This is a genomic window from Nesterenkonia xinjiangensis (genome assembly GCF_013410745.1).
GTDB lineage: Bacteria > Actinomycetota > Actinomycetes > Actinomycetales > Micrococcaceae > Nesterenkonia > Nesterenkonia xinjiangensis.
Genome location: NZ_JACCFY010000001.1, coordinates 3,080,936 through 3,100,824, shown reverse-complemented (window position 1 = coordinate 3,100,824; position 19,889 = coordinate 3,080,936). Strand labels below are relative to the sequence as shown.

18 protein-coding genes are annotated in these 19,889 nt (G+C 67.0%); 7 read left to right on the top strand and 11 right to left on the bottom strand.

From position 1 onward, the window contains the following. Window positions 1-43: 43 nt before the first annotated feature. Window positions 44-3,289: a glycosyltransferase gene (locus HNR09_RS16525; RefSeq protein WP_179542583.1), complete on the top strand. Its 3,246-nt coding sequence runs from the start codon at window positions 44-46 to the stop codon at window positions 3,287-3,289. On the opposite strand, the gene HNR09_RS13925 is transcribed toward HNR09_RS16525, so the two are convergent. Then, window positions 3,255-5,405, bottom strand: coding sequence for a glycosyltransferase (locus tag HNR09_RS13925; protein ID WP_179542582.1), 2,151 nt, complete (start codon window positions 5,403-5,405; stop codon window positions 3,255-3,257). The two genes, HNR09_RS16525 and HNR09_RS13925, sit on opposite strands and share 35 nt — an antisense overlap. After that, on the bottom strand, window positions 5,402-6,598 hold the full coding sequence (locus tag HNR09_RS16245) for an LCP family glycopolymer transferase (protein ID WP_179542581.1): 1,197 nt from the start codon (window positions 6,596-6,598) through the stop codon (window positions 5,402-5,404). The genes HNR09_RS13925 and HNR09_RS16245 overlap by 4 nt, the downstream gene beginning before the upstream one ends. Window positions 6,599-7,154: 556 nt before the next feature. Between HNR09_RS16245 and HNR09_RS13910 the strand changes: the two genes are divergently transcribed. From HNR09_RS13910 to HNR09_RS13890, 5 genes are all read left to right on the top strand, one after another. After that, complete coding sequence (locus HNR09_RS13910; protein WP_179542579.1) at window positions 7,155-8,390, top strand: MFS transporter; 1,236 nt, start codon at window positions 7,155-7,157, stop codon at window positions 8,388-8,390. Window positions 8,391-8,396: 6 nt separating this feature from the next. Beyond that, window positions 8,397-9,176: a MerR family transcriptional regulator gene (locus tag HNR09_RS13905; RefSeq protein ID WP_179542578.1), complete on the top strand. Its 780-nt coding sequence runs from the start codon at window positions 8,397-8,399 to the stop codon at window positions 9,174-9,176. A gap of 116 nt (window positions 9,177-9,292) precedes the next feature. Next, on the top strand, window positions 9,293-9,889 hold the full coding sequence (locus tag HNR09_RS13900; protein ID WP_179542577.1) for a TetR/AcrR family transcriptional regulator: 597 nt from the start codon (window positions 9,293-9,295) through the stop codon (window positions 9,887-9,889). Continuing rightward, window positions 9,886-11,046 (top strand): SGNH/GDSL hydrolase family protein, encoded by a 1,161-nt coding sequence (locus tag HNR09_RS13895; protein ID WP_179542576.1) that lies wholly within the window; start codon window positions 9,886-9,888, stop codon window positions 11,044-11,046. The genes HNR09_RS13900 and HNR09_RS13895 overlap by 4 nt, the downstream gene beginning before the upstream one ends. Window positions 11,047-11,405: 359 nt before the next feature. Next, window positions 11,406-12,176: a MerR family transcriptional regulator gene (locus tag HNR09_RS13890; protein WP_179542575.1), complete on the top strand. Its 771-nt coding sequence runs from the start codon at window positions 11,406-11,408 to the stop codon at window positions 12,174-12,176. A 77-nt stretch (window positions 12,177-12,253) separates the two neighbouring features. Here HNR09_RS13890 and HNR09_RS13885 read toward each other — a convergent pair whose 3' ends face one another. The 9 genes from HNR09_RS13885 to coaD form a co-directional block, all read right to left on the bottom strand. Further along, window positions 12,254-12,772 carry an ElyC/SanA/YdcF family protein gene (locus HNR09_RS13885; RefSeq protein WP_179542574.1) on the bottom strand — a complete coding sequence of 173 codons (519 nt, stop codon included), beginning with the start codon at window positions 12,770-12,772 and terminating at the stop codon, window positions 12,254-12,256. A gap of 166 nt (window positions 12,773-12,938) precedes the next feature. Continuing rightward, complete coding sequence (locus tag HNR09_RS13880; RefSeq protein ID WP_179542573.1) at window positions 12,939-13,187, bottom strand: hypothetical protein; 249 nt, start codon at window positions 13,185-13,187, stop codon at window positions 12,939-12,941. 128 nt (window positions 13,188-13,315) lie between these two features. Further along, window positions 13,316-13,705, bottom strand: a complete 390-nt coding sequence (locus HNR09_RS15975) for a hypothetical protein (protein ID WP_218881948.1) — start codon at window positions 13,703-13,705, stop codon at window positions 13,316-13,318. A gap of 565 nt (window positions 13,706-14,270) precedes the next feature. Continuing rightward, window positions 14,271-15,248, bottom strand: coding sequence for a bifunctional DNA-formamidopyrimidine glycosylase/DNA-(apurinic or apyrimidinic site) lyase (mutM, locus tag HNR09_RS13875; protein ID WP_179542572.1), 978 nt, complete (start codon window positions 15,246-15,248; stop codon window positions 14,271-14,273). An 18-nt stretch (window positions 15,249-15,266) separates the two neighbouring features. Continuing rightward, a complete protein-coding gene (gene rnc / locus HNR09_RS13870; protein ID WP_343047556.1) occupies window positions 15,267-15,971 on the bottom strand; it encodes a ribonuclease III in 705 nt (234 codons plus the stop codon). A gap of 68 nt (window positions 15,972-16,039) precedes the next feature. Then, the gene (gene rpmF, locus HNR09_RS13865; protein WP_179542570.1) at window positions 16,040-16,243 is read right to left on the bottom strand and encodes a 50S ribosomal protein L32; all 204 of its coding nucleotides are present in this window, start codon (window positions 16,241-16,243) and stop codon (window positions 16,040-16,042) included. 72 nt (window positions 16,244-16,315) lie between these two features. Beyond that, a complete protein-coding gene (locus HNR09_RS13860) occupies window positions 16,316-16,873 on the bottom strand; it encodes a YceD family protein (RefSeq protein ID WP_343047555.1) in 558 nt (185 codons plus the stop codon). A 140-nt stretch (window positions 16,874-17,013) separates the two neighbouring features. Continuing rightward, window positions 17,014-17,934 carry a UTP--glucose-1-phosphate uridylyltransferase GalU gene (galU, locus tag HNR09_RS13855; RefSeq protein WP_281366354.1) on the bottom strand — a complete coding sequence of 307 codons (921 nt, stop codon included), beginning with the start codon at window positions 17,932-17,934 and terminating at the stop codon, window positions 17,014-17,016. A gap of 101 nt (window positions 17,935-18,035) precedes the next feature. Next, a complete protein-coding gene (coaD, locus tag HNR09_RS13850) occupies window positions 18,036-18,518 on the bottom strand; it encodes a pantetheine-phosphate adenylyltransferase (protein WP_179542569.1) in 483 nt (160 codons plus the stop codon). Window positions 18,519-18,587: 69 nt separating this feature from the next. Between coaD and HNR09_RS13845 the strand changes: the two genes are divergently transcribed. Beyond that, the gene (locus HNR09_RS13845) at window positions 18,588-19,889 is read left to right on the top strand and encodes an aminotransferase class I/II-fold pyridoxal phosphate-dependent enzyme (protein ID WP_179542568.1); all 1,302 of its coding nucleotides are present in this window, start codon (window positions 18,588-18,590) and stop codon (window positions 19,887-19,889) included.

Genomic DNA, 19,889 nt, shown 5'->3' with positions numbered 1-19,889 from the left:
GCGCCGTCTCGGATTGCCGTCCCGCTCGGGATACCCTCGAAGGGTGAGTTCCGAGCTTCCCCGTCCCGAGGCGCGGCCCGCGACGCCCCTGGTCACCGCGGCCGTCGCGCACGACGACGCCGCCGCCGCGCTGGTCCGCACGCACCGACCCCAGATCTGGTCCCCGCTGGCTGAGGCACATCGCTGTCGCGCCGAGGCGATGCGCGCCCGTGCCGCGGAGCTCGAACCCTGCGACACTCCCCTCGTCGAGTCCGCTCAGGCCCGCGCCACCGCGCGCCGCGGAGTCGAGGAGGCCCTCGAGGCCGCCGCCGCACTGCCAGCGCCCGAGGAGGGGATCTCACGCCCTCGCCTGGGGCTGCGCATCGGGATCATCTGCGACCGGTTCCTCTTCGACACGTTCTCCGGGCTGGCGCAGCTCGTCCCGCTGACCCCCACCACCTGGCGCCGTCATCTCCACGAGGTGGACGTGCTGCTGGTCGCCGCAACCTGGCGGGGCCATGACGGGCACTCCTGGGACGTCACCGGCCCGCAGGCCAGGCGCCGCCGCCGGCTCCTCACCGAAACGCTGATCCCGGCCTTCCGCGAGGCCGGTGTCCCCACCGTCTACTACGGCAAGGAGGATCCGCCGGATTACCGGCAGTTCCTCGACGTCGCCCGGGCCTGCGAGCACATCCTCACCACGGCCGCCGAAGTGGTGGAGGACTACCGGCATGACTGCCCCCAGGCACGCAGCGTCGATGTGCTGCCCTTCGCGATCAACCCGCTGCTGCACTCCCCCATCGGGTCCCGGCCCGCCGCCGGGGAGCCGGACTGGACCTCCGCTCGTCGACCGGTGATCTTCGCCGGCTCCTGGATGGGCAGGAAGTATCCTGAACGTGCCGCCTACGGCCGGTGGATCCTCGACGGTGTCCTTCAGGCCGGCCGCCCGCTGGCCGTGGTGGACCGCTACCACGACGCCGAGCTGCCCAGCCCCAATCAGCTCCTCCCCTACGAGTACTGGCCCTACCGCGTCCCGGCCCTGGACCACCACGAGCTGATGGGTCTGCAGCGGGTGACCGACGTCGCGGTGAACCTGAACTCGGTGCTGGCCAGCCAGACGATGTTCGCCAACCGTGCCCTCGAGCTGCAGGCGGCGGGCACCCTGGTCCTCTCCACCTACAACCAGGGCCTGAACTCCTACTATCCGCAGGTGCGCATCGCGAACTCCTCCGACGAGGTCGCCGCGACGCTGCGCGACCTGGACCTGGAGACCCTGCGCCGTGCCCAGGGCGACGGCATCAGGCAGGTCTTCCTGGAGAGCCACGGCGCTGATCTGCTGGCCCGGCTGGCCGCAATCGTCGGCGCCAGCGTGGAGCTGCCCGGGGATCGCCTGCTCGCCGTGGCCGAGCAGCCCACCGACCAGCTGCGGGCAGATCTGGCCGCACAGAGTCGCGGCCCCGTGGACGTGGTCGGCTGGGAGGAGCTTCCGGCCCGCCTCGAGGAGACCGATATCCTGATGCCGGTGAGCCCCGCGCGTCGCTACGAGCCGGACTACGCCGCCGACCACACGGCGGCCTTCCGCCTGCAGTCCGCCGCGCTGACGGTCAAGCTCGACGGCGATGCGGCGGGCACAGATCCCCAGGCCCACCGGCACCACCGCTTCGGCTCCCTGGACGGCGGCGGCGCGCTGGAGCTCTCCGCGCTGCGCCGGCCTGCCGACAGGATCGCGGCCGGCGCGCTGGCCCCTGAGGCGCTCCGGACACCCGACCGTCTCGCCCAGGCGCTGCTCGGTGAGCGGACCTATGCCACCGACCACCTGCAGCACCGCCCCACCGGGCAGAGCAGCCGGGCAGGCAGCCGGGCAGGCAACCGGGCAGGCGCCGAGCCTGGGCTCCCGGAAGGCGATGAGGAGCTTGCGACGGCACGCCGGGTCTTTCGCCGCACCGCCGAGGAGCTGGGCCTGGATCTGGCGGTCATCGTGCCGATCTACAACAACGGACACCACCTGCGGCACAAGGCCTTCGCCTCACTGCGTCGCTCGCGGTCCTTCGAGCAGATGCATGTGCTGCTCATCGACGACGGCTCCACCGATGGCTCCACCGCGGCCGTGGTGGACGAGCTCGCCCGGATCCACCCCAACGTCTCGGCCTTCCACCACGCCCCGGGCGGCTCCGGCTCCGCCTCCCGGCCGCGCAACACCGGGCTGGAGCTGACCTTCACCCCGTTCGTCACCTACCTCGACCCCGATGACGAGCAGCACGAGGACGGCTACATCCACCTGATGGAGAGCCTCCAGGACGCCGAGGAGGCCGACTTTGCGCTCGGGACCCAGATCACCTGGACCCATCGGCGCACCGTGCTGGACGTGCACCGGTGGCTCAACGCCGGGATCCCCGAGGTCGACGGTCTGCGGCGTCCGACACGCGACGCGCTGCGCGCGGTCAAGTTCCGACCGGCCAGCATCGAGGGCATGGTGGCCCGCACCTATTGGCTCAAGAGCCTCGGGCTGACCCAGCCGGAAGGCGCCACCGGTCAGGACACCTTCTTCTTCCAGCAGCTGCTGCACCACACCAAGGCCTACCTGGCCGTGGACCGCCCGGTCTACGTCTACTACGGGGCGGTGGACACCTCCATCGTGAACGTGGTGACCCCGAAGTACTTCCGCAAGTACCTCATCCTCGAGTCCGCCCGCGCGGCCTGGCTGCGCGAGACGGGACTGATGCGGGACTATCTGGAGACCCGCTTCGAACACTTCCTGGTGACCTGGTACCTGTGGAAGCTCACCCGAGTGGCGCCGGAGCACCGGGAGGAGTCCGAGAGGATCATCCGCCAGATCATCGCCGAGTACGTCCCGAACCCGACCTCCCACCGGTGGCGCTCCCCCAAGGCGCTGCGCTTCTTCGGGCTAGCGAACCCCCAGCAGGCGCTGCGCGGTCGGCTGCCTGCGCCCGCGGCGCTGCGACCCGCCCTGGGCGCCTCCCGACGGCGTCTCCTCAAGGAGGCCTCTCGGCAGGCCGTCGCCTTCAAGGCCACTCTGCCGGGGCGGGCTCTGGGCACCGTGTATCGGCGCACGCTCAAGCCGGAGCCGACGGCCCAGCTGGCGATGATGGCCGAGCTGCGCGAGGACCAGCGGCACCTCGAGGCCCCAGGGGGTCCGTGGGATGCGGTGATGGCCGCCGAGCAGGCACTGGATCAGGCACTGGCGGCTCCCTCGCGGACTGCTGAGGAACGTGGTGAGGAATCGGCTGAGGAACCTGATGGGGAAACCGCCGATCTCAGCGGGCGTACTCCTCACGTGCGCGGCCGGTGACGGTCTGCAGCATGCCGACGCCCTCCCGCAGCCACAGGCTGTCCTGATAGCCGACGCGGCGGCGCTGCAGCCGGCGCAGGGCCACCCGGCCGGCTCCCAGAGCGATGCGAGTCATGGCCTCTCCGGCGATGCGGGCGCTCCCGTGGCCGACCTTGGCCGCCTTCTTGGCCCGTACGTGACCGGACCGCACCCCGCGGGCACGCATCCATTCAGGCGTCGCCCGCTCGGCGGGGACGTCCTCGCTGACCTCGGCTTCGGCGCACCACCAGCTCTGTGCGCCCGCGGCCTGCAGTCGGCCGAAGAGTTCGGAGTCCTCGCCCCCGCTGAAGTTGAAATCCTCGTCGAAGCGGAAGGCCGGCTCCTGGGTGAACCAGTCGGCTCGGACCAGCACGTTGTTCGTCGCCGGGCGGAAGGCCCACGGCCCCGTCGGAAAGTCGATGCGGCGGATGAAACCTTCGTCAGCGAGATCCGCAGGGATCCCCGGCGGCAGCAGGGACCGCACCGGACCGGAGACCGTGTCCGCCCCTGAGGCGTCGGCGGTGCGCACCAGCGCGGCGAGCCAGTCCGGGGCGGCGCGCTCGTCGTCGTCGACGAAGACCACTGCGTCGGCGTCCTCGGGCAGGGCGTCCAGCCCGGCGTTACGGGCCGCAGCGATCCCTGGCCGCGGCTGATGCACCCAACGCGCCTCGGGCCAGAGCCGGCGCACCGTGTCGGCCGAGCCGCCGTCGGGGTCGTTGTCCACCACCAGCAGACGCGGCAGCTGCGGGGCACGCTGAGCGCGCAGGGACTCCAGCAGCTCGACGAGCAGGTCATCACGCCGATACGTGCACACGCAGACCCACAGGCGGTCCCAGTCCACCGGACTGCGTGCCGCGTTCGCCCGGGGGTCGGTCGACGATCCGTGAGGCACGAGCTCCTCGAGCAGCGCGGAATAGCGTCGTCCCAGGGCCGGCAGGTCGGCGTGCTCAGCCACCCACCGGCGACCGGACCGCGAGATCGGAGTGGAGTCGGGATCACGGGCCAGCGAGGTGAGGGCTTCGGCCAGGCGATCGACGGGTGCCCGGCCTTCACCGGCGTCGTCGAGCACCCGCACGTTCTCCGCCTGGCGGAGGGTCTCAGCGGCCTCCCCGGTCACGGCGGCAGTGATGTGCTTGCCGAGACCGAGCAGCTCGAAGGTCTTCGACGGCACGGTCCAGGCGAAGGAGGCCCAGTCGGTGCGCAGGCTGACCAGGGCGGAGTCCGCCCAACGGTAGTGCTCCCAGACCTGCTCGCCGTGGCAGGGATCATGGAACTCGATCGCCGGGCAGTCACCCGCACGGTCACGCAGTCGCTCCTTCTGCGTGCCGGAGCCGATGAGGCGCAGCACGACGTCGACCTCGCCGGCCCTGTGCACAGTCCTGACGGCGTCGATGGCCGCATCCAAAGCCTGGCTCTCCCCGTGATTGCCCAGGTAGGCGACGCGGAGCGTCCCGGCCTCTCGGGGCCGGTGCGTCAGCTCCGGGACGCCGGCCAGGTCCACACCGTTGCTGATCGTGGCGACCCGCTGCACTCCGCGGGCGGCGAGCCGGTCGGCGAATCCGGAGGTGACGGTCACCACGAGCGCGGCGTCGCGCTGGACCCCGGTCACCACTGATTCCATGAGCCGACCCGCAGGGCCCGCGCGGACTCCGGCCTCGCGGGCGAGATCAGGCCAGGCGTCCCGCATGTCGACCACGAGCGGGACCCGACGCAGCCGGGCTGCCATCCAGCCCGCGCAGATCACCGGCAGGGCCGGCACGGTGGCCACCACCACGTCGGGGCGCCGGGCGCCCAGGGCGCGCGGCACCATCAGCGCAGCGGCGGCGGCGTCTGAGGCGAAGCGGCCCATCCGGGAGTCCCGAAGCAGGAGCCGCGGCAGGCGCAGGATCCGCTCTCCGGCAGGGCCGGCGACCGCGCGCAGGCTCATCCGCCCCTGGTCCTGATGAGCGGCCGGTGTCTGCCGCGGATCGGCCGCGGGAGTGACGACGTCCACCTCCCAGCCCTCGTCGACCAGCGACGCGGTGAGGCGCTGCCAGCGTCGCTGCGGGGGCGTGGACTCCGGCCAGTAGGAATGGGTGAGCAGCTGGACGCGCCTCACGGCTGCGGCACCTCAGTGGACTCGGCCTCGGGGTCCTCGGTGAGGTCCTCGGGCATGTCCTCCTGCTCCCGGGTCTCCATGAGCTCCAGGAACCCGTCCATGTTCTCCTGGCGCAGCGAGGTGCTGAGCGTCTGCAGCGCCTCCTCGTCCTGGAGGAGGACCTGCGCCCCGCCGGAGGTGGTGGTGGGCTCCCCGGTGGGGATGGTGAACATGTGGATGTCCTGGGAGCGGACGTCGCGCATCTGCAGCGCATAGTCCACCACAGTCCCGGAGTCCAGGCCCTCGTCCATCCAGAGGTAGGGGACGAAGCTGTTGACCGCGTCGGAGATGCGCTGCGGACTGGTCAGCGTCTCGGCGCTGAGGAATCGGTCCACGATCGCCTGGACCACGCGCTGTTGGTTCTCCACCCGCATGAAGTCTCCCTCGAGGAAGGACTTTCGCTCGCGCACGTACCGCAAGGCGTCGGATCCCTCGAGGCGGACAGTGCCCTGCGGGTAGAAGGAGGGGTTCAGCTGTCCGGCCGAGAAGGCGACGGGATTGTCGACGTAGACCCCGCCAAGCGCCTGAGTGAGGTCCTCGAATCCGTCGAAGTCGATGATCCCGATGTGGTCGATATGGGTGTCGAGCAGCTCTTCGACAGTGTCGATCACCAGTTCGTAGCCGCCGGCGTCCAGGGCAGAGTTGATACGCCCCTCGCCGTGGCCCGGGACGTCGACCCAGAGGTCGCGGACGATGGACATCACGTACACCCCGGACCGGTCAGCAGGGATGTGCACGAACATCATCGTGTCCGAGCGCTCCCCGTCCTCACCCTTGATCTCTGCGAGGTCGAGACCGTCGCCCCGACTGTCGGAGCCCAGCAGCAGCATGTTGATCACGCCGTCGTTGGTGCGGCCCGCCGTCTCGTCCTCCAGATCCATCTGCAGGACGTTGCGGTTCTCGTCGAAGTCGGTCTGCAGGCCGCGCAGATAGAGGCCGGCGGTCACCACGGCGACGGCGACGAGCACAGCCATCACACCGGTCGTCCAGCCGGCGATGCGACGTCTGCGTCGGCGGCGGGCCTTCCGCTGCTCCCGATCGGCACGCGTCTCCGGCCCGGCGGCGGAGCCGGCCGGCGGTGCGGAATCGCTGAGCCGCCTGGCCCGACGCGGTCGGTGAGGCTGCCGCCCCGCGGCGGAGTCGTGATCAGCCACAGGTCCTCCCCTGGGAACGGAACAGTCGTGTGCTCGGAGCGTCGTCACATGTGCCCCGGACTCGCGGGCCCCTCTCGAGCCCTGCAGTCATCCAAGCCATGCTAGCGGACATGCGAGAGCTCACCAGCGCCCCGTCCTTGGCCGGCGCTGACATCCGGGGCACCAGTAGGAGGATCTGCCCATGAACGCCGTGCGGCAGATCACCGTCGCACGGGGCGTGTCGGCGAAGGTGTCGCACGGCTCTCCCATCGCGCTGGGCTCTCCCCCTCATGGAACGCCGCAGCCCATCTGAACTGACGCCGGAGGTTGACTGGCAGCCGCTCGGCGAGCTCCGCAGGTCGTTGTGCAAGCGCCTCGATCAGAGCGTGAACGGTCCGCACAGTAGGAGTCCGGGCTCTGGAGCCGTGAGGCTCGGCCAGTGCGGCGCCACTGGTGATGTTGAGTTCGAATAGAAGCCCGGGAGAGGATGGTTCAGCTGTCGGCTGTAGGAGCAAGAGCGGCAGAGGCAAACCAGTCCAGTTGACTCCGCCGCGACGTCATAGTTTTGGCTCATCCCATGAGACTTCTACCCGCTACATACCTTGCCTCCTATACCCTCTCCGCACTGGGGAACTCCATCGCGGCCATCGTGCTGCCTCTGCTTGTGCTCCACACCACCGGAAGTGCCCTCGCCGCAGGCACCGTCGCAGCCGCCACCATCATCCCCGCCATCCTCGCGGGAATCTTCATGGGCGTGGTCATCGACAGAATCAACAGACGAACCTCATCCGTGTTCACCGACCTCATCTCTGCTGCCGCGATGGGCGCACTTCCCCTCGTCGACATGATTACCGGACTCTCTGTCGGCTGGTTCGTCCTGTTCGGAATCATCGGCGCCATCGGTGATGTCCCAGGAATCACCGCACGCGAAGCCCTACTCCCTGCCGTCATCCGCCACGGCGGGATGTCTGCGGAACGCATCACAGGCACCCGCGAAGCACTAGGCGCGGTCGCGATCGTCGTTGGTCCCGCAGCCGCCGGGTTCATGCTCACCACTTGGGACGGCACCACAGCCCTATGGGTCACGGCCAGCACCTCACTGGCCGCGGCGCTGCTGACCCTGATGATTCCCCACCGTGTGGGAACACTCGAACGAACAGCCAAGGCCAGCGAGGCCCCAGTCCGCCGCGTCTGGGGGCAGCTGCGAGAAGGGTGGGCCGAGATGATCTGCAACAAGTTCGTCCTGGTCACCACGATCCTGACCACCTCTGCAGTCATCGCCATCGGAGGACTCCAAGGCATCATCCTGCCGCTCTACTTCACCGAGATCAATCGTCCAGGTCTGCTTGGTCTGGTCATGAGTGCCATCGCCGCCGGGTCACTGGTCGGAGGCGCGATCTACGCCGTTGCTGGAACGCGGGGTTCTCGTCGCGCATGGTTCGTCACGGGCTCTCTGGGCAGCGTGCTCGGCCTCGCGATCGTGGCCTCTTTGATATCGGTGTGGATACTCTTCGTCGGGGCGTTCGTCCTTGGCTTCTCCGTCGGGCTCTTCGGAGCGCTGGTCGGGGTGCTCTCGATCGAGCGGATCCCGGAAGACAAACGCGGACGCGTCCTCGGTACGCAGAACACGTTCGTCACGGCAGCCACACCTCTGGGCATCTTCCTCGCCGGAGCAATGACAGAATTCTTGGGCCTCCATACAGCGCTTGTGTCACTCGCCGCGCTGTGGTCTCTTGGACTCCTGGTGGCACTGTTCGCCCGGTCGATGCGCAGCCTTGAAAAACTTGCCCCGCTGGACAGGATCAAGAGGTGATGCGCGATGCGTAGCCGTGACCTCGCTGACCGTGCCAGCATCACCGTCCGGACGCTTAGGCACTATCACCAGATCGGGCTGCTGGAGGAGCCGGCGCGGTCGAGCAACGGCTACCGCGACTACAACACCTACGCGCTGGTCAGAGTCTTACGAATCCGACGCCTGGTCGAACTCGGCTTCTCCCTGCCCCAGATCTCGACCATGCTCGAGGGCGACGATCCACCTCCCAGTGCGCTGTTCGACGCCCTGGACGAGGAATACGCGACGCAGATCGAGAACCTGACCCGACAACGCGAGCTCCTCTCACACCTCAGACGATACGAGGCGTTGCCTGACCTTCCTCCGGAGATCGCATCGTTCCACAATCTTCTGCGCCACTCTGGCCTGACTGGACGCGCGGCCGCCGTCGATCGCGACCACACTCTGCTGCTGATGCATCTGATCGGGAGCCAGGGCCAGGGCTACTTGACGGCGATCTATGAACTACTCAGCCACCCTCACCGGGCCTCGGCCGCTGCGGCAGCAATGACAGCATGGGCGGACCTTGACGAAGAATCTTCGCGTGAAGAGATGATGACTCTCGCTGATCAGATCACGGAGCTGTTCCTGCCCGTACTGGCTGAACTCGCCACTCAAGACCTGCCCGAGTTCCCTCCACCGCCGGAAGCCTGGTTCAGAATGCACACGACGAACTACCTCAGCTCCGCCCAGCGGACCGTCCTGGACAAGGTTCGGTCCGACCTCGACGACCGAAATGACGAGAGTTCCACGTCTGAGTACCCATGAGACAAGGACCCTTCAATCTGCGGGACGCGATGAGCACGGATCCCAGCGCGGGCACACCTACACGGCCGTCCTCCTATGGCCAATAGGATAGAGCCTATTAGGTGTAGACTAGTGGCATGAACAGAGTGATGTTGTCGAGGTCTGCGGTCATTGAACGCGGCGCGGCGTTGGCAGACACCCAGGGCTACAGCGCACTCACTCTCTCCGCAGTAGCTCGCTCACTGAACGTGCAGGCTCCGAGCCTATACACCCACGTGGGGAGCATCGCCGCTCTGCGCGACGGAATCGCCATTCTCGCGCTGCAGGAACTATCGGAGATGATCGCTGACGCCATCATGGGCCGTTCACGAAAAAGCGCGCTGACCGGGTTCGCGGACGCGCATCGCCGCTACGCCCGGAGCCGCCCTGGGTGCTGGGAGGCGCTTCAGAAGCCCATGGGAGTGCAAGTCGCCAAGAACCCCGCAGCGCACCGCCTGGTCCAGACGGCCAACTCTGTGCTGTGGGGATACGGGATCGCAAAACGGGATCACGTGCACCCGGCCCGGATCGTGGGCAGCGCGATCAACGGTTTTGTCAATCTCGAGCGAGTCGGAAGTTTCGCGCACAGCCAGCCCGAGGCCGACTGCACCTGGCCAGAACTACTGGGAGCTCTGGACACCATCCTCGACACCTGGACCACCCGGTCCACCAACCCGACGAGGAAGAGCCCATGATCGCGACCCCCATCTCCGCCGAGTTCATCCACGGGACCACTGAACTTGAGCACACCGCCCGCGGCATCAAGCCGCACCGGCTCCCGCAGGCCACCCGAGAACGTCACGCAGACCACCAGCTCTCTCTGATGGAGACCCAGCCCTCCGGCGTTCGTCTGGAGTTCACCACCGAGGCCCGCTCGATCACCCTCGAGATCCACTCCACGCGCGTGACCTATCGCGGACTGCAGCGCGCGCGAGGTGCGGTCGACGTCGTCGTGGACGGTGCCGACTGGGACTCACGGGTCCTCGCCCAGGGTGACCAATTCGAGTTCGACATGGAGACTGGCCGCACAGCAGTGATCGAGGGCGCGGCGGACCTCGTGCAGATCGACGGACTCCCCCACGGCGAGAAGCTCGTGGAACTCTGGCTGCCGCACAACGAGGCGATCGAGCTGAGGTCGATGCACTCTGATCAGCCCTTGTCCCCTCGAGAACAGACCCGTCCGGTGTGGGTGCATCACGGCAGTTCCATCAGCCACGGCTCGAACTCCATCTCCCCCACCCGCATCTGGCCCGCCGTCGCTGCCAAGCGGGCCGACGTGAGCCTGCACAACTTCGGCTTCGGCGGCAGCGCTTTCGCAGACCCGTTCATGGCGCGCGTCATCCGCGACACCTCGGCGGACTACATCAGCGTCAAGCTCGGCATCAACATCGTGAACGCGGATGCGATGCGGCTGCGCGCTTTCGTGCCCGCTGTGCACGGGTTCCTCGACACGATCCGGGAGGGCCACCCAACCACACCGATTCTGCTGATATCGCCGATCTTCTGCGGAATCCACGAAGAGACTCCCGGGCCGGGGGCCATTGACCCCGAATCCTTCGGCACCGGCACCGCGCGGTTCACCGCAACGGGTCGGCCCGGTGACACCGCACAGGGCCGACTGACCCTGCAGGTGATCCGCACCGCATTGAAGAGCCTCGTCGATGCGCGCACGGACGATCCGAACCTGTCCTACCTGGACGGGCTGAGGCTCTACGGCCAGAAGGACGCGGAGCGTCTGCCGCTTCCGGATTCCCTGCACCCTGACACCGCCTCGCACGAACTCATAGGTGAACGCTTCGCCGTGGCGGCCTTCGGCAGGCACGGCGTCTTCAGCGCCCCATCAACGAACTGATGCTCTTCGTCGTGCAAGACACTTCCCCTCCGGGCAGCTGAAGGAGAAGGAGACTTCGCCGTGCAGAAGAAATTGTCGAACTCACCGAGCAGGCCAAGATCACACCATCGCGCCTCTTGGCTTACCAGCCAAGGAATCGCAAGTAACTGGCGAAGACCGCCCCGTCGCTGGGTGACCAGGGTTCACGCGTCATTGACACAGTGAGCCACGGCGGCCGTCGGGCGTCGCCTAGTTAAGTCTTGATGCGGGCGCGCTGATCTTCCTGGGGCTGTGGGTAATCTTCGTGGTCTATGCCGTCTTCTCCTCGGCCTTCCGTAACCTGGAGTAGCCCCCGCCCGAAGCTGCCGAGGAGGCATGAGATGCGCAGCGCTGAAATAGCCCGCCTGGCCGGTGTCACCGTGCGCACCCTGCGCCACTACCACCAGGTCGGCGTGCTTGCAGAGCCGCCACGGACCAGCAACGGCTACCGCGAGTACAGTGTGACTGATCTGGTCCGGCTGCTGCGGATCAGGCAACTGAGCAGCCTGGGCATGCCCCTGGACCAGATGGACTCCGTTCTCGATGATGTTGAGACAGACGGGCTGGCTCAGGGCCAATACCTGGATGACCTTGACCAGGAACTGCTGCAGCAGATCCAACAGCTCACCGCACAGCGAAAAGTGATCGCCCACCTGCGCGCGCATCAGGCTGCCCCGGATCTACCGGCGGAGCTGGTGCCGTTCTACCCACCGTTTGACATGGCCGGTTACCCCGAGCGTGTGGCTCAGATGGACCGTGACCAGGCCATCCTGTGGAGCCACTTCTCCGACGAGACAGGCAAGGCATACCTGATGGCTGTCTACCAGAAGCTCAGCGAGGACTCAGCCCTTCTTGCCTCCTCTGCCGACATCTCTCGGCGCTTCGAGGCTCTTGATTCGACTAGCAGTGAGGCGCAGATCGCCGAGCTGGTTGACGACTTTACCGCGTTCTTCGCGGAACTAGACTCACCCCTCACCACAGACGACCACCCCACCGATCTGGGGCGAGCAGCAGAACTGCTGGACAAATACAGCACCGAAACCTACAACCCGCAACAGCGCAAAGCCCTGAGCGTGCTTGCCCAACGGTTCAGCCAGAACGAACGGCCCTGAGTGCTAGGGTTCCGCGGCGATCGCTCGCCTCGTTCGGAGCGACGATCTGGTCACCAGTCACGTCTGGTGATTCTCAGTCACCCCGGGGCGGACCTAGTAGAGGAGAAGGCAACGCTGAGGACACTGACAGCGATGATGATCACGCCTGCTGCCACATGGAACCTCAGCTGGTCACGTAGGATCCCTATGAACTCCCGGATCACTACGCTGGGGAAGTAATACCATACAGTTCTCGGCCCAATGACATGGGCCCTCATGCCAAGCTTCCGAGTCAGGAGAGCGGTTCGAAATACGTGGTAGCTGCTGGTCACGACCAGCACAGACGACTGCGGGTCACCCAACAGCTCGCGAGAGAACTTGAGATTCTCCGCTGTATTGCTCGAAGCTGTCTCCGCGATGACCCGGTCCGGTGTGACTCCCTGGCTCATCAGGTAGTCACGCATCGCATCACCCTCGGGGACCGGTTCGTCTTGCCCCTGACCGCCACTGGTGACCAGTAGCTTCGCACCGTACTGGCGCTGGGCGTGGAGCCCACGGCAGAGCCGGCCGGCCAGCAATGGCAGGACCTGACCGTTGATGAGGCCCGCCCCGAGCACGATGACAGCCTCAGGGGTGAGCTGAACCCGTCTTCACCGGTAGAGCAACGACGCCACGAGAAAGACAGAGAAACAGAACTCGAAATAACCCACGAAGAGCGTCGCCGCGAGGTGGAGGCCATAGCGAATCAAGTAGCCCACATCATCATGGACCGCACCGGAGGGCTCAAGCAATCGCAATGTGGTCGGGAGAGACTAGCGCGATCCCAGTGACGAGGGCAGAAGCGTTGCCCAGTGAGCGGCTCTCTCGACGCAGCACGGTGACGCCGCTCCACAAGAGGAACACGGTCAGAACCCGGTAGCCAAGAACATTTCCTGCGACCAGGATCACCACGGCAGTGAGCCCAGTACCGATAAGCACCTCGGGGTGGCCATGTTCCAGCGCGAGAAGTCCACCAGCGACAAGTGCGGCCAACGCTCCGAACATTCCTCGGACGAAGGATCCCAGTCGGCGTCCGTCACGGAAATACCTCGTCAGCCCCCAACCCGCTGTCCCAAGTCCGCACAGTCACAGTATCTGCCACGTCCATAAGAGCATCATCGCTAATCTTCCGGCGCAGGCACTGTGGCACTGCACTCCACGCCCTCACCTGGAGCACTCGATTCCGATTCCGCCAAAGTGTGGGAGTCATCGACGATGACCACGCAACGCAGGACGACGTCGGCAACCCCGGCGACGGAGACCGACACATCATCATCGACTCGACCGAGCGTCTCAAACTGTGCTGGAAGAGAGCCGTTCGTCACCGTGGATCCCACTGTCTCCTGCCCACTTACCCCGGATTCACGTCCGAGATACTCAACCCGCAAGTTTTCAGCATCGGCTCCGTCGGACACTGTCTCGACCTCGTAGGTCACAGCTCGTGTTTCCTCGAAGAACCCACACCCGCTCAGGACCAGCCCGAGTGCCAATCCGACCGCGCTGAGCGACATCGCGCGATGGACTCTCCTCGGGGTCGTCAGACTTTGCTTCCCGTGGACACATACCTCAGTCATCTCATTCTCCTTAACTCCCGTTCAGGGGCATGACGAATATCTACTGCATCGAGAATATGAGGCGCACAACTGCCCAGGAACATTCCTGAGTAGGACTTTTTCAGAGATTCTCAGGTGACTGAGTCTTCGTGATTAGGCCATCTCCCCCTGTAGTAGGAGATCGACGCCCGATCTGATCACATTCGGAGAGTGCGTTTGTATGACGCGGTCCAGAACACCGCCGTGTGTCGCTCCCAGACTCACGCTCACAAGCCACAGACCGACAGAATGCCCAGAAAACTCCCACAAGGGCCCATTCTGGGGCGCACTATGCCGATGCGACGCTGCATGACAGAGCAGACCCCGAAAACTTGAGCCCCATGAACGCGTGTATTGGAGGATTCACCGAAACGCTCCCTGCCGTGGTCCGGGCGAGGAAGCGGTGGGCTTAGTCAGCGAGCTCCTCGAACGAACACGCCCGAGATAAGTCACTGCACGAGAACGGCGGCCTCTGGTACATGGCTCACCACCGGCCGTTGCGGGGCCGCGGTTGGCAGACCGGGCACCAATAGGAGGAGCGGCCCATGAACTTGGCCCGCTGGATCACCCCGGCGCTGCGACCGTCCACCGCGCAGCGGGAACATTCGCCGCCCGCCTGCCCATAGGCCTGCAGCGAACGGGAAAAGTACCCCGAGGCGCCGTTGACGTTGACGTAGAGCGAGTCGAAGCTGGTCCCTCCGGCCTCGAGCGCGGCGGACATGACCGCCCGGGCGGCGGTGAGCAGCCGGGAGGTCTCGTCGCGGGTGACCGTCTCGGTTCGGCGGGCGAAGTGCAGCCCGGCGCGCCAGAGTGCCTCATCGGCGTAGATGTTTCCGATTCCGGAGATCAGCGACTGGTCGAGCAGGGCGCGCTTCAGCCCGGAACGCCTGCGGCGCAGAGCCCGGAAGAGCCGCTCATCAGCGGAGGGGTCGGCGGCCGTCTCGAAGGGGTCGGCCGCGATATGCGCCACCGGGGCCGGCACCGCGCCGGAGGCATGGTCGGCGGCGATCAGTCGAGTGACCTGCATGCCTCCGAAGATCCGCTGATCCACGAAGCGCAGCTGCTCCGGTGCACCAGGGCGGGCGGAGAGGTCCAGAGAGATCTTCAGGTGCTTCTCCGCCGCGGCGGCGCGATCCTCCACCAGGACCTGACCGCTCATGCCCAGATGGATCAGCAGCGCGGAGTCGGCAGAGTCCAGCGGAAGCCAAAGATACTTCCCGCGGCGCTGCGGCTCCTGCAACGTCCGGCCGCGAAGCCGGGCACGGAAGTCCTCGCCGCGGGCGAAGGGCGTCGGGTCGGGCTGGGTGGGGGCGTCAGCAGGATTCCCCGGGTCAGAGCCTGGGGACGGTTCATGCCGACGAAGGCTGCGCGCGTCATGGACGTCGACGTCCATCACCTGACGGCCGGCGACCCAGGCGGCGAGTCCACGACGGACGACCTCGACCTCGGGCAGCTCAGGCATGGCGGGGCGCTCTCCGGGTCAACGGTCCAGGACGTCACCGAGGACGTCGTCGAGCACATCGTCCCGGACGGCGTCAGATGAGCCGCCGGCCAGCTTCTCCACGGAGCGTCGAGCAGCCTCCCGCTCGGCGTCCTTCTTGGACTTGCCGGTCCCCGAGGCGTAGGCCACGCCACCGATGATCAGTGTCGCGGTGAAGCTCCTGTCATGGTCCGGTCCCGACCCTTCGATCCCGTAGCGGATGTCTCCCAGCCCACGCTGGGCGGAGATCTCCTGGATCGTCGTCTTCCAGTCCTTGCCGGCACTCATCGCCTGCGCATCGGAGAGCAGCGGGACCACCAGTCGCAGCACCAGGCGGCGGGCGGTCTCGAAGGAGGTCGAGAGGTAGGCGGCCCCGATGAGCGCCTCCATGGTGTCGGCGAGGATCGAGTCCTTGTCCTGGCCGCCGGTGCGCAGCTCGCCGGTGCCGAGGCTGATGTGCGGCCCGACCTGCAGGGCGCGAGCGATCCGGGCCAGAGCCCGGGTGCTCACCAGCGCAGAGCGCAGCTTGGCCAGATCCCCCTCGGAGTGATCCGGATAGGTGCGGAACAGGTAGTCCGTGACGGCATAGCCCAGCACCGAGTCACCGAGGAACTCCAGACGCTCGTTGGTGGGCATCCCGTCGTTCTCGTAGGCGTAGGACCGGTGCGTCAGGGCACAGCGAAGAGTCTCGGGGGCGATGTGCACCCCGAGACTCTTCACCAGTGATTCTTGGTCATCCGCTCCGACGGGTCCGCCGGGAGGAGCCGTCGAGGTCACGCGTCGGCGACCTTGCGACCCTTGTACTCGTAGAACAGCGGGGTGCCGGCCGAGTCGGTCACGAGCTTGGCCTGGTGCGGCTGGCTGTAGACGACACGACCGTTCTCGACCGTCTTGACCAGCGAAGGCGCCTGGGCCTTCCACTGCGAACGGCGGTGACGGGTGTTGGCACGGGACTTCTTCCGCTTCGGAACAGCCACTGTGTCTCTCTTCTCTCTCGGTGTCGGTCAGGTCATCGGCAGGGGCCGCGGCCCCTCCCCGGTGGGGTCTTGTCAGTCCTCGGGCTCGTCCAGCCCGTCCCGCAGGTCGGCCAGGGCCGCCCAGCGGGGGTCGATCTGCTCGTGGAAATGCTCGGGGTCGTCCTCCATGCGGAGTCCGCACTGGGAGCACAGCCCGGGGCATTCCTCGCGACAGATCGGCTGGAACGGCAGGGCCGAGACCATGAGGTCACGGAGCACCGGCTCCAGGTCGATCCTGAGATCCTCGCCGATGAGACGCTCGTCCTCGTCCTCCTCGGACGCGTCGGCGGCGCGCTCCGGGTAGGTGAACAGCTGCATGACGTCCACCTCGAGCGGCTGTCCCAGCTCCCCGAGACAGCGCCCGCACTGGCCGGACATCCGTGCCGAGACGGTGCCGGTGAGGAGCACGCCCTCATGCACCGACTCGATCCGCAGATCCAGCTCGAGATCCTCGCCCTCGGGGAATCCCACGAGCACCGTGGAGAAACCGGCGGGCACGCCGACGGTCCTGGCGAGATGCTGCTGGGTCCCGGGTCTGCCCCGGAGCTCCTTCGCATCGATCACCAGGGCACTTCCGTGCGGTGCAGCCACGGTGGAGACTCCCTGCGGACGACGAACGATTCGATCCTCGAGGACCGACGTGCCAGTCTATCCCACCCCGGCGCCGGTGACGAATCCGGCCGGAGCACCCTCGGCGGCGTGTCGTCGTGGGCCCTCTCACCGGACGCGGATCACAGACCGGGGACGAACTCCTTGAGCCAGGTCCGCAGGTCCGCGCCGAGATCCTCGCGGTCCACCGCCAGGGTCACCACGGCTTTGATGTAGCTCAACTTGTCCCCGGTGTCATAGCGGCGTCCGCGGAAGACCACCGCGTGCACCCCGCCACCCTGCTCGGCCGGAGTCGAGGCCATCGTCTGCAACGCATCGGTCAGCTGGATCTCACCACCACGTCCCGGAGGGGTCTGCTCGAGCTGATCGAAGATCGCCGGATGCAGCACGTATCGGCCGATGATCGCCAGATTCGACGGCGCCTCCTCCACGGGGGGCTTCTCCACGAGCCCGGTGACCGGCACCACGGTCTCGTCACCGTTCTCCGTGAGCCCGGCACCCGCACGCCCGGTGTCGACCACCCCGTAGGCGCTGATGTCCTCGACCGGGACCTCCATCACCGCGATCACCGATCCACCGAGCTCCCGCTGGGTGTTCAGCATCGTGGTCAGCAGCTCGTCCCGGGGGTCGATCAGGTCATCGCCCAGCAGCACCGCGAAGGGCTCATCCCCGACGTGCTGACGAGCACACAGCACTGCGTGCCCCAGCCCTTTGGGATCCCCCTGGCGCAGATAGTGGATGTCGCCGAGCTCGGTGGCCTCCCGGACCGCCGCCAGCTTCGCGGTGTCTCCCTTGGCCTCCAGAGTGGCCTCCAGCGCCGGAACCCGATCGAAGTGATCCTCCAGCGAACGCTTGTTGCGCCCGGTGATCATCAGGATGTCATCCAGGCCCGCGGCGGAGGCCTCCGCCACCACGTACTGGATGGCCGGCTCGTCCACCACCGGCAGCATCTCCTTGGGCATGGCCTTCGTCGCCGGGAGGAAGCGGGTCCCCAGGCCCGCCGCTGGAATCACGGCCTTGCTGATCGGCTTCATGCTGCTCATCGACCTCTCTCTGGTTCACGCCTCGGGTACCGAGGACTGATGGTACGAAGGACCGCAGTATCGGGGAATCTAGCATGTCACCGACTCCGCCGCGGCGTGGTTCAGGCCTCGTGACGCCGTTCCGCGAGACGCCGCTGCGCGGCCCGAGGCACATGTTCGGAGACATCTCCGCCCAGGCTGTGAACCTCCTTGATCAGGGTGGAGGACAGATGTGTGTAACGACCGTCGGCAGGCAGGTAGATCGTCTCGAGCCCGGAGAGGTGGCGATTCATCGTCGCCATCGGAGTCTCATAGGACAGGTCCTTGGCATCCCGCAGCCCTTTGACGACCGCGTTGGCGCCGTGGGCCTTGCAGAACTCGGCCAGCAGTCCCTCGCCCAGCGGCCTCACCGTCACTCCGCGCACATAGGCGAAGGTCTCCTGGACCATCTCCATGCGTTCCTCCACGGAGAACATGGGCCTCTTGTGCATGTTCGGGGACACCGCCACGATGACCTCGTCGAACAGGTTGGAGGCACGAGCGATGATCTCGACATGCCCGTTGTGCAGGGGGTCGAAGGATCCGGGGCACACGGCTGACTGCATGTACAGGACACTACTGCAGGTGACCCCTCCTCGGCGGGAGGGAAGACGGATGTGTCTACGATGGGAGGCATGCTCTCCCGCTCCGGCCACCAGTCTGAATCCGCCTCCGCCGCCCTCTCCCGCGTCCCCTTGGACCACCGCCCCCTCTGGGCCAAGGCGGCGATCGGGGCCAACACGTTCGACTTCGAGACCGCCACGGTGCTGCCCACCATCTATGAGCGCACCACCGCCGCCGCTCTGGCCCATGATGCTGTGAACCTCGGACAGGGCTTCCCTGACCGGGAGGGCCCGGATTGGCTCCTGGCGGCCGCCGCGGAGGCCATCACGGATCCGCAGGTGGGCCCGCCGAACCAGTACGCCCCCGGACTCGGACTGCCGGTGCTGCGCGAAGCCGTCGCCGAGGACCACCGGCGGCGATACGACGTCACCCTGGACCCCGCCGAGCAGGTCATGATCACCACCGGCGCCACGGAGGGCATCACGGCGGCGATCCTGGCCTTCGCCGAACCCGGCTCCGAGGTCCTGACCTTCGAGCCGCACTACGACTCCTACGGCGCCTGCACCGCCCTGGCCGGCGCCGAGCTGAAGGGCGTGCCGTTGCGCGCACCGGACTTCCGCCCGGACGTCGACGCCCTGGAGGCCGCCGTCACGGACCGGACATCGCTCATCCTGATCAACACCCCCCACAACCCGACGGGAACGGTCTTCAGCCCGGAGGAGCTGCGCCGGGTGGTCGACATCGCCCGGCGCCATGGGCTGCGCATCATGTGTGACGAGGTCTATGAGCACCTGGTCTTCGACGACGCCGCCCACCGCCACCGCACGATCCTCTCGGTCCCCGGCGCTCAGGAAGTGGCCGTGGCCGTGGGCTCGGCCGGAAAGTCCTTCTCGCTCACCGGCTGGAAGGTCGGCTGGATCACCGGTTCCACGGAGCTGCTCAACAAAGTGCGCGGGGTCAAGCAGTTCCTCAGCTTCTCCTCGGGACCCGCCTACCAGTGGGCGATCGCCCAGGGCCTGCGTGATGACCACGGGTTCTTCGCCGCCAACGCCGCCGCGCTCGCCGCCGGTCGCGACCTGCTGCGCGAAGGCCTCCGGGAGGCCGGGCTGCGCCCGAATCGGGCGGAGGCCGGGTACTTCGTGGTCGCCGACATCGCCGAGGTCACCGAGCTCTCCGGCCCGCAGTTCTGCGAGGTGCTGACGCGCGAGGTCGGCGTCGCCGCGATTCCGGTCGCCGCGCTGACCATCCAGCATCGCGCCAGCACGGATGACGAGCTGCAGCGACTGGTCCGCTTCGCGTTCTGCAAGGAGCCGCGGACCATCGAGGAGGCCATGCGCCGACTGCGCGAGCGCCTTCCCGCAGCATTGGGCTGA

Bases quoted from the DNA above. Each gene is read 5' to 3' on its own strand.
- HNR09_RS13910 (WP_179542579.1), top strand. From the start codon at position 7,155: ATGAGACTTCTACCCGCTACATACCTTGCCTCCTATACCCTCTCCGCA.
- HNR09_RS13905 (WP_179542578.1), top strand. From the start codon at position 8,397: ATGCGTAGCCGTGACCTCGCTGACCGTGCCAGCATCACCGTCCGGACG.
- HNR09_RS13900 (WP_179542577.1), top strand. From the start codon at position 9,293: ATGAACAGAGTGATGTTGTCGAGGTCTGCGGTCATTGAACGCGGCGCG.
- HNR09_RS13895 (WP_179542576.1), top strand. From the start codon at position 9,886: ATGATCGCGACCCCCATCTCCGCCGAGTTCATCCACGGGACCACTGAA.
- HNR09_RS13890 (WP_179542575.1), top strand. From the start codon at position 11,406: ATGCGCAGCGCTGAAATAGCCCGCCTGGCCGGTGTCACCGTGCGCACC.
- HNR09_RS15975 (WP_218881948.1), bottom strand. From the start codon at position 13,705: ATGTCGCTCAGCGCGGTCGGATTGGCACTCGGGCTGGTCCTGAGCGGG.
- mutM (WP_179542572.1), bottom strand. From the start codon at position 15,248: ATGCCTGAGCTGCCCGAGGTCGAGGTCGTCCGTCGTGGACTCGCCGCC.
- galU (WP_281366354.1), bottom strand. From the start codon at position 17,934: ATGAGCAGCATGAAGCCGATCAGCAAGGCCGTGATTCCAGCGGCGGGC.
- coaD (WP_179542569.1), bottom strand. From the start codon at position 18,518: ATGCAGTCAGCCGTGTGCCCCGGATCCTTCGACCCCCTGCACAACGGG.
- HNR09_RS13845 (WP_179542568.1), top strand. From the start codon at position 18,588: ATGCTCTCCCGCTCCGGCCACCAGTCTGAATCCGCCTCCGCCGCCCTC.